The sequence below is a fragment of the Pedobacter sp. 01N416 genome (assembly GCF_056399685.1).
This window is the reverse complement of record NZ_JBFTRT010000176.1, coordinates 1-8,798: the sequence shown is the minus strand read 5'-3', so window position 1 is coordinate 8,798 and position 8,798 is coordinate 1. Positions and strand designations below refer to the sequence as shown.

At 38.9% G+C, this 8,798-nt stretch carries 10 protein-coding genes; 5 read left to right on the top strand and 5 right to left on the bottom strand.

Annotated features, from left to right (window positions below; all coding sequences use genetic code 11):
* The 4 genes from AC1DND_RS11710 to AC1DND_RS11695 form a co-directional block, all read left to right on the top strand.
* Window positions 1-303, top strand: a 303-nt coding sequence (locus tag AC1DND_RS11710; protein WP_477581788.1) for a DinB family protein, incomplete at its 5' end; no start/stop codon positions are given.
* Window positions 304-345: 42 nt separating this feature from the next.
* The gene (locus tag AC1DND_RS11705) at window positions 346-870 is read left to right on the top strand and encodes a GNAT family N-acetyltransferase (protein ID WP_477581786.1); all 525 of its coding nucleotides are present in this window, start codon (window positions 346-348) and stop codon (window positions 868-870) included.
* A 77-nt stretch (window positions 871-947) separates the two neighbouring features.
* Complete coding sequence (locus AC1DND_RS11700; protein WP_477581784.1) at window positions 948-1,346, top strand: META domain-containing protein; 399 nt, start codon at window positions 948-950, stop codon at window positions 1,344-1,346.
* 75 nt (window positions 1,347-1,421) lie between these two features.
* Window positions 1,422-2,345 carry a YihY/virulence factor BrkB family protein gene (locus tag AC1DND_RS11695; protein ID WP_029277456.1) on the top strand — a complete coding sequence of 308 codons (924 nt, stop codon included), beginning with the start codon at window positions 1,422-1,424 and terminating at the stop codon, window positions 2,343-2,345.
* Between the two features lie 150 nt (window positions 2,346-2,495).
* Here the strand turns inward: AC1DND_RS11695 and AC1DND_RS11690 are convergent, their stop codons facing one another.
* A complete protein-coding gene (locus tag AC1DND_RS11690; RefSeq protein ID WP_057932575.1) occupies window positions 2,496-3,086 on the bottom strand; it encodes a porin family protein in 591 nt (196 codons plus the stop codon).
* Between the two features lie 12 nt (window positions 3,087-3,098).
* Window positions 3,099-3,395, bottom strand: a complete 297-nt coding sequence (locus AC1DND_RS11685; RefSeq protein WP_029277458.1) for a hypothetical protein — start codon at window positions 3,393-3,395, stop codon at window positions 3,099-3,101.
* Between the two features lie 220 nt (window positions 3,396-3,615).
* On the opposite strand from AC1DND_RS11685, the gene AC1DND_RS11680 reads away from it, so the two are divergent.
* Entirely contained in the window at window positions 3,616-4,770 is a 1,155-nt protein-coding gene (locus AC1DND_RS11680; RefSeq protein WP_477581781.1) for a tetratricopeptide repeat protein, read from the top strand.
* Here AC1DND_RS11680 and AC1DND_RS11675 read toward each other — a convergent pair.
* The 3 genes from AC1DND_RS11675 to AC1DND_RS11665 all read right to left on the bottom strand — a co-directional run bounded on the left by AC1DND_RS11675 (window position 4,767) and on the right by AC1DND_RS11665 (window position 8,796).
* Window positions 4,767-5,228: a DUF4268 domain-containing protein gene (locus AC1DND_RS11675; protein WP_477581780.1), complete on the bottom strand. Its 462-nt coding sequence runs from the start codon at window positions 5,226-5,228 to the stop codon at window positions 4,767-4,769. The genes AC1DND_RS11680 and AC1DND_RS11675 overlap by 4 nt on opposite strands.
* Before the next feature lie 179 nt (window positions 5,229-5,407).
* Window positions 5,408-8,056 carry a family 78 glycoside hydrolase catalytic domain gene (locus tag AC1DND_RS11670; protein ID WP_477581778.1) on the bottom strand — a complete coding sequence of 883 codons (2,649 nt, stop codon included), beginning with the start codon at window positions 8,054-8,056 and terminating at the stop codon, window positions 5,408-5,410.
* A gap of 167 nt (window positions 8,057-8,223) precedes the next feature.
* Window positions 8,224-8,796 carry a riboflavin synthase gene (locus AC1DND_RS11665; RefSeq protein WP_477581776.1) on the bottom strand — a complete coding sequence of 191 codons (573 nt, stop codon included), beginning with the start codon at window positions 8,794-8,796 and terminating at the stop codon, window positions 8,224-8,226.
* Between the last annotated feature and the right edge of the window lie 2 nt (window positions 8,797-8,798).

Here is an 8,798-nt window from a genome sequence, read left to right as displayed (position 1 = left end):
ACCTATAAGCGTGACGAGGTAGATATCAGCGATATCGAAAACATTATAGGCAAATTTGAACGGGCCTTTAAAAGGGCCAAAGAAAGTATCGAATCGGCCACAGACAAAAGCATGTTCGAAGACTGGAAAATGACCGCTGGAGGTAAAACGGTTCTCCAGCCCATGCCAAGGATCCAGGTAATACGGGGCTTTTTAATGAACCATATTTATCACCACCGTGGCGAAATGATTGTATACCTGCGTTCAACAGGGAATAAGGTACCAAGTATGTATGGGCCCATTTACGAAGACAGTCTTAGATAAGGTTCACAAATTATTATCTTAATTTTGAACAAAAGATTATAAATGAAGATTTTTGCCGAAACCGAACGTTTAATTTTGCGTGAATTGCTACCTACAGATGCTGAGGGCATGTTTGAAATGGATGGTGATCCTGAAGTGCACCTTTACCTGGGCAATAATCCTGTAAAATCAATCGAACAAAGTATCGCAGAAATAGAATTTATCAGAAAACAATATATCGAAAACGGTATTGGCAGATGGGCTGTTATCGAAAAAGCAACAGGCAATTTTGTAGGTTGGTCGGGCTTAAAACTAATTAAAGAATCTACCAATAACCATATTAATTATTATGATCTGGGGTATCGGTTCAGTAAACGGTTTTGGGGCAAGGGCTATGCTACAGAAGCTGCAGTGGCGACACGAGACTATGGTTTTAATGAACTAAATCTGCATGAAATTATTGGCATAGCAGATATCGATAACCTGGGATCTATCCATGTTCTGGAAAAAGCGGGTTTAAAACGGATCTCTATTTTCGATTACCATGACATAAAACATCACTGGATGAAGATTGAAAAACCAATTTAGCGCTTTCAAAAAGCAATTTTGTCTTTTTATGGTTTAGTTTTTGATGTTAAAAAGGAAAATCATTTAAACCTTACATTATGAAACACCTAATCTTCTGTGGAATGCTGCTCTTATTATTGAGTTCTTGTAAAGAAAAATTAGATCCAGCGAGCTTTAACAATACCAAGTGGGAGTTAACAGCGCTGCCAGGTTTAACTTTACCTACAACAGCAAAAGCAACGCTAAACTTTGCCGACAGCCTTAAAATCAGTGGAAAATCATTTTGTAACAATTACGGTGGCCAGGGAGAAATTGCAGATAATAAAATAACCGTTAAAAATGTTTTTGGCACAAAAATGTTCTGTCAGGAAACTGATGCAGCCGAACGTGCTTACTTACATGCCCTTAATCAGGTTAATGGTGCTAAAATAACTGATAATAAGTTACATTTGCTGGATGGCGATAAAACCTTGCTGGTTTTCACCAAAACAAACTAGAATCTTTACATGCATAAAAAAGGCTGAATAAAGTATTTTTACTATTTTCGGCCTTTTGAGTTTAACGCAGGAGTGATGCCATCGATAACAGAAGATCTGAAGTTTTTTTTCTCAACCATAAGAAAAGCATTTAATTTATTTCAACAGAATGATCCCTTACGCCTGGCCGGTGCTACTGCTTTTTTCACCAATTTCGCCTTACCCCCGATATTAATTATCCTCATCAGGCTGTTTGGTATGTTTACCGATAGGCGCTTATTGGCTACACATCTTTTCGAACGGCTGGCCAGTATTCTCGACAATGAGAGTATTTTACAGATCAGAACAACCCTAAGAAATATCCGTGGTATCGATCAGGCCTGGTATGTTACTTTGGTCAGTTTTATATTTTTCCTTTTTGTAGCTACCACCCTATTCAATGTGATTAAAAACTCTTTAGAGCAGATTTGGAATATAGGCCAAAAAGATAAAAAAGGGATTGTTAATACCCTTAAATCGAGGGCTATATCCGTTACGATTATCTTATTTGCCGGCATATTATTTTTTATAGGCTTGCTGGCCGATAGTGTGCAGGCTTATATTGGCGCCTATCTAAAAAACGGTTCTCCTTCTTTCGGATTGGTCTTAACTTCGATCATCAACCAATTGGTTTTTGTAATCATCGTAACCACCTGGTTTACCATACTTTTCAGGTATTTAACCAATGGTCGTCCTACATGGCGGGCAGCAATTTCTGGAGGTCTGTTAACCGGATGCCTTTTTACAGCAGGAAAGTATATTTTAAGGATTTTATTGCCATTGAGTAACATCAGCAACATTTATGGATCAGCAGGTTCGATTATTGTAATTATGCTTTTCGTATTCTACTCTTCGTTGATATTTTATTTTGGCGCATCTTTTATTAAAGCGTTAAGTGTCGGTCGGGCTACTCCGATTGTACCAAAAAACGGATCGTTTGCTTATGAGTTAACAGAAATTGAACCAGAAAAAGAGGATTAATAAGAAAGGGAGATAAAATTAATTTTATCTCCCTTTCTTATATTAGCTAGGTTCACTTAACTAGTATCGTCATGCTGAACTTGTTTCAGCCATCTATCACACTAAAAAAGACCCTGAAATAAATTCATGGTGACGATTCGCAAGGAGCTGTTACAAAATCCTATAACCTAAGCCAACTGTAAATAAGTTTAACTTAGTACCAGGATAACCTGCTTTATTGATTTTTGATAAGCCAAGTTCGTAACGTGCATCGAAGCTTAATTTTTTAAGGTCTAAGCCCGCTCCAAACTGCCATGCCAAGGCCTGATTTTTAAAGTCGGCTCTGAAAACGCTTCCTGCAGCCTGACCAAAACTCTGATTTTCATCTAATATTAACGAAAACATCGGTCCGGTGTTTAAACGGAGGCCAATACCAGCAGCACCAAACTTAGTACCTACCAATAATGGCACATCTAAACTTGTAAAACGCACTTTATTTACTTCTCCCGTTGACTCACTTACTAAATCTGCTTTTTTGCCCGACACATAAAGCTCTGGCTGGAAGTAAACGCCTGCAGCACCTACCCTGGCCCAAAGGCCACCATAAAAACCTGCGCGGTTGTTACTGTTAAAAGTGTTTTCACTATCAAATTTCGAAAAATTTGCACCAGCTTTAATGCCCAGCTGGAAAGATGGCAATACCTGTGCGCTGGCAAATAAGCCAACAAGCAAAAAGGCAACGGTTAAAGATAAAAATTTCATATGCGATTAATTTTAGCTGGTGGCGTTGTTAATGGCTTCCTGTTCTTTTAAAGCATCAACATTGTTTTTATCACCAAAGTTTTGTGTTTTACCTGCAAAGTAATCTAAAATTCCTGAGATAGTATCTAAGTTATCAGCTAAATTTTGATGAATATCCGGTAAATCTTTTTCCAGGCGATTATCGCCCAATTCGATATTATCTACTTCAATTTTACCAATTTTCTGAATAAGTGCCTGCTGAGAGTTTTGTAAGTCTTCTAATTCACGCACAATCTTTTCCATTAATTCAAACTTCTTTAAAGTGTTCATAGGTTCTTATTTTTAGTTAACTATTCCTTATAAACCCCTTAGCGCTGGTTTTGTTTTATTTCGCCAATCTTTTAACAAAACAGATTTGGAAATATCGAAAACAACTAATAAATTAGTTTAAAATTATCTGTCATGAAACCATCATGATTTTTCAAATTGTTAAAATGTAGCAGATAAATCATGATAGCTTCATTGCCACTAAAAAAACAATTTTATACAAATGAAAAAGCTCCTTACATTATTGGCCTTAGTTGGTTTAAGTTTAGCTGGTTATGCGCAAAATACAAGCGCTGTCGATAAGGAGAAACTTTTCGATTTCTATCAGACCCAGCGTTATGCCGATGCTGCTCAATACCTCAAAGGCATTTATGGAGAAGAAGTAAACGATTTTAAAACCCTCAGCCAGATCGGCTATTGCTTCTTAATGGCAGGCAACAATGTTGAAGCAGAAAAATTTTATAGCAAAGCTTATACGCTGCAGCCACAAAACCTGCCTATTCTTTTCAGTCTTGGCAGTATCAATAACAAAAGGGGAAATACTGAAAAAGCCAAGCTGTACTATGGCGAAATTGTAAAAATAGATAGCAATAATTTTAATGTGCACAAACTGCTGGCTAATTTGTATAGTTCTCCAAAGGACGATTCACTTAAACTCATCTACCTCTTGAAGGCTAATCTGATCAATCCGTTAGAGGGTGATGTTGCTACCGATCTGGCTGAGGTGCATGCTGCTTATCAGCAATATGAAAAAGCTTATGATGTACTTAATATTGCCATTAAGGGCGATAGTGATAACCTGGTGCTGCAAAGGGCTAAACTTCCTATTGCCAACCAGCTTAAAAAGTACAGCGAAGTAATTGCATCGGGAGAGAAACTGTTGAAAGATGGTGCTGATGCGGGGGTGATAAAAGATGTTGCAAAAGCTTATTACTATACAAAGAAGTACCAAAAGGCAATTGATCTTTTTAAACAATTGGAGGTGGCAGCGATGGAAAATGAAGCTACCTTGTATTATACTTCACTCAGTTACCGCGCTTTAAAAAATTATTCGCAGGCGGCTATATATACCAGAAAAACCATCGATGAGGCCATTTCGCCCAATACTTCCAGTTATTATTCTTTATTGGGACTGGTTTATGAAGAAAGTAATCAACTGGCTTTGGCAAGCGCAGCCTATAAAAAAGGTTTGCAATTTAAAGCAACAGCAACTTTATATTATCGTTTGGCGGTATTTTACGATACCCGTTTAAAGCAGGAAAAAAATGCGCTTAAATATTATAACCTCTATTTAAAAAGCAAGCCCAGCTTAACCGATGACAAAGAAGAAATTAAATTTTCAAAGGATAGAATTGCGCAGCTAAACCTTACTGATTAAACCAGATCCTCGAAAACAGGTTTTACATTGTCCCAAAATTCATCTAAGGCAATTATTCTGGGTTTAAAAAAGGAGATTAACGTAGGCCAGTGCTGTTGATTAAAAATGCTCACTCCGGTAATGCTTATCGAAATCTGTGATACCGTTTTACCGAAATCATCGGTTGCATCTTTAATCCAGTCCCATTCTTCATTTACGGTATTAGCAAACATGAGCTTAAACTCTTCAAATTGTTCAAAAATGAGATGCCTGATATCGGTATCGGGATGCGACAGCTGAATGCTGATAAAGGCTTTTTTACCATCAACATCCATTTTAAAGAAGATATTCTTCACACCCGTTTTGTAATTTGTCCAGTTTACGGTAGAACCGCTTGCTGAAGGGACGGGTTTCATATATTGCCCGAAACTGATCCAAAACTGTTGGCGCAGGCGAGCTGCTTCTTCTTTACTGTACATTTATTTTTTACTGCATCTGATAGAGACTTTATCATATTTCGACTAAACCGTCATTCCCGCGYAGGCGGGAATCTTAAAGCTAATTGCATTAAGATTCCCAATCAAGTTGGGAATGACGACCCGTTGAAAATTTATAATAGTGATATAATCTCTTTTAACGAAGCTGCAATTATAAGCGATTAATATTTATATTCAAAATGGTAGCTACCTGAGCCTATTTCTTCTTTTTTATCGGTTTTCGGCAATACTACCGTTGCGGTTGCATTGGCAGGAACAGTTACATCGAGCTTAAAAACACCATCTGCAATCGTCCACGATGATTTAACAGTGCCGTACACCGTCTCCAGCTCTGCCGACGCGCTGGTTAATTTCCCTCCTGGTCTTGGTGCAATTAAAATGGTTTTGTAACCTGGTTGTGCTGATACCGGATTAATGCCAGCGATATTTTTATACATCCAATCGCCAATGGCTCCATAAGCATAATGATTAAAAGAATTCATATCTGCCGTTTGGAAAGATCCATCCTGTTTAATACCGTCCCAACGCTCCCAAATGGTGGTTGCCCCCATTTTAACCGGATATAACCACGAAGGGTAACTCTCCTGTAGCAACAGGTCGTAAGCTACATCCTCGTGCCCAAAGCGGCTCAATACATGACAAAGGTAAGGAGTGCCCAAAAAACCTGTAGTCAGGTGGTTTCCGTAATCTTTTACATTGTCTACCAATCTTTGTGCAGCCTGTGCACGTAAGTTTTCAGGCAACATATCAAACTGTAAGGCCAATACATACGCAGTTTGGGTGTTAGAGATCAGCTTTCCATTCGGCGTCATATTTTCTTTGATATAAGCCGCTTTAATCTGCTCCAATAGTGCAGTATATTTGGTTACATCATCTGTTTTGCCCAATACCTTTGCTGCATTTATAAGCAACTGTGTAGAATGCGCATAAAATGTTTGGGCAATCATGTACTTGTCCGTCACCGCTGCGCGGCCATCATTATCATCATTAGGACGATAAAACAACCAATCGCCAAAGTGAAAACCGGTGTTCCAAAGGTTATTTTTAGCCACTGAAGAAATATAATCAACCCACTTTTTCATACTTCCATACTGCGCTTCCAGTATGCCTTTATCTCCATACGAAACATACATATCCCAAGGGATAATAGTGGCAACATCGGCCCAACCTGCAGAACCTGCGTCATTTTGGTTCAGCACATTTGGCACTACAAAAGGAACACTGCCATTAGGAAGCTGATCTGCAGAAACATCTTTTAGCCATTTGGTAAAAAAGCCCGATATATCCATGTTATATGCAGCCGTTGTGGCAAATGCCTGTGCATCGCCTGTCCAGCCCAAACGTTCATCTCTTTGCGGACAATCTGTCGGCACATCAACAAAATTTCCTTTCTGTCCCCATGAAATGTTATGTTGCAATTGGTTTAGCAAAGGATTTGAAGTCGTGAATTTTCCGCTGGTTTTCATATCCGAATAAACAGCTACAGCGGTAAGGTTTTCCAGTTTCAGTTCGCCGGGGTATCCATCTATTTTGACGTACCTAAACCCCTGAAAAGAAAAATGAGGTTCAAATACCTGTTCGGTTCCGCCTTTTAAAATATAATTGTTCTGTTGCTTTGCCGACCGGAGATTAGTGGTATAAAAATTTCCTTCTTTGGTTAATACCTCAGCATGGCTAATGGTAATTTTGGTACCTGCCGCACCTTTGGCTTTTAACATTACCCAGCCCACTAAGTTCTGTCCAAAATCAACCACGGTTTCACCTTTTGGGGTTTTAAATATTTTTAAGGCTTTAAACGTTTCATGTTTGGTCACCTGCGGTCCGCTCATCCCAACCAGCTTTTCCGGGCCCTTGGCGAGTTCCTGCACAGGTTTCCAGTAAGTGTTTTCTTTAAAACCAATATTATTCCAGCCTTGGAGCTCTAAACGGGCATCGTAGGTTTCTCCGTCATAAATATTGGAAGCAAGTATTGGCCCATAACCTGTTCTCCAACTGTTATCGCTTATAATGGTTTCTGTGGTTCCATCAGCATATTCCAATTCCAGTTGCAGCAATAAAGCCCTGGTATCGCCATAAAATTGTTTTTGATTATTAAACCCGATACGTCCCTTGTACCAGCCATCGCCTAGTGAAACGCCAATTACATTGGCCCCTTTCTTTAGCGATTGCTTAACATCGTAAACCTGGTATTGAATATGATCTTTATAACTTGTCCACCCTGGTGCAAAATAAGTATCGCTAACCCGCCCGCCGTTAATATTGGCCTCATACAAACCCTTGGCAGTAATGTAAGCCATTGCAGATTTTACCTCTTTTTTCAGGTTAAATTCTTTTCTGAATAGTGGACTGGCCAGAGAAGTATCTTCTCCTGCTACTGCGATCCACTTTGCGCTCCAGTCTTCAGGTTTTAAACCTGTTTGAAAGAACTGAACCGGCGACCATGYAGATGTATTTCCGTGGTTATCTTTTACCCTAACCTGCCAGTAATATTTGGTTTTTGACGATAACCCAGGGCCATCATAGGCAATCAATACCGATTGATCATCTTTTACCGCAGCTTTCCACAAAACTTTATCAATATTTGCTGTTGTACCCAGTCTGATTTCGTAATTGCGCTGTTTGGTATTTTTTAAATCCGAAATGATTTTCCAGCTAAATCTGGGTTTTGGATTATCAATACTAAAAGGATTTACTAAATGCTCAACGGTGAAATCTTTTACCGAGATTTTCTGTGCTAAAACATTCGTTGTAAATAAAAGCAATAAGGCAAGGGCAGTTATTGTGCCTGAGGTACGGGAATTCCTGTTCATATTGGTTAGCGTTAATTTTTTAATCTTAACTGTACGATAATCAGAAATATTATTTAACCAACCATCCTGTACTGTTATGAAAAATTAAGCGTTAGCACAACGACAATAATTTAATAAAGCACCACTTATCAACACTAAAAACAACAAGCGAGCAGCAAAAATACGGATTATCGATTCATTAACCGGGCAACGTATTTGCCAATAATATCGAATTCTAAATTTACGGTATCGCCAACTTGAACTTCCTGTAAATTGGTATGTTCGAAGGTATAGGGGATGATAAATACCGAAAACTCGTCTGGCTCAGAATTTACAACAGTTAAGCTGATACCGTTTACACAGGCAGAACCTTTTTCTACGGTTACATTTCCGGCCGAAGCATCATATTTAAAGCGGTACTCCCAGCTACCGTCCAGTGCTTCACGTTTCACGCAAACAGCAGTCTGGTCTACATGGCCCTGCACAATATGACCATCTAAACGGGCATTCATCTGCATGCAGCGCTCAAGGTTAACTTTACTGCCTACTTTTAAACCATCGAGATTGGTTTTGTTTAGCGTTTCATCTATAGCGGTAACGGTATGTGTCCCATCATTTAAGGCTACCACTGTCAGGCACACCCCATTATGGGCTACACTTTGATCGATTTTCAGCTCATGGCTAATTGCAGAAGCTATGGTAAAGTGAATATTGGTATGGTCGTTTTTAATGGCAGTAACTTCGCCGAGTGTTTCTATAATTC

What these genes read in the sequence shown, in the direction of transcription:
- AC1DND_RS11705 (WP_477581786.1), top strand. Translation starts at nt 346, where the DNA reads ATGAAGATTTTTGCCGAAACCGAACGTTTAATTTTGCGTGAATTGCTA.
- AC1DND_RS11700 (WP_477581784.1), top strand. Translation starts at nt 948, where the DNA reads ATGAAACACCTAATCTTCTGTGGAATGCTGCTCTTATTATTGAGTTCT.
- AC1DND_RS11695 (WP_029277456.1), top strand. Translation starts at nt 1,422, where the DNA reads ATGCCATCGATAACAGAAGATCTGAAGTTTTTTTTCTCAACCATAAGA.
- AC1DND_RS11690 (WP_057932575.1), bottom strand. Translation starts at nt 3,086, where the DNA reads ATGAAATTTTTATCTTTAACCGTTGCCTTTTTGCTTGTTGGCTTATTT.
- AC1DND_RS11685 (WP_029277458.1), bottom strand. Translation starts at nt 3,395, where the DNA reads ATGAACACTTTAAAGAAGTTTGAATTAATGGAAAAGATTGTGCGTGAA.
- AC1DND_RS11680 (WP_477581781.1), top strand. Translation starts at nt 3,616, where the DNA reads ATGAAAAAGCTCCTTACATTATTGGCCTTAGTTGGTTTAAGTTTAGCT.
- AC1DND_RS11675 (WP_477581780.1), bottom strand. Translation starts at nt 5,228, where the DNA reads ATGTACAGTAAAGAAGAAGCAGCTCGCCTGCGCCAACAGTTTTGGATC.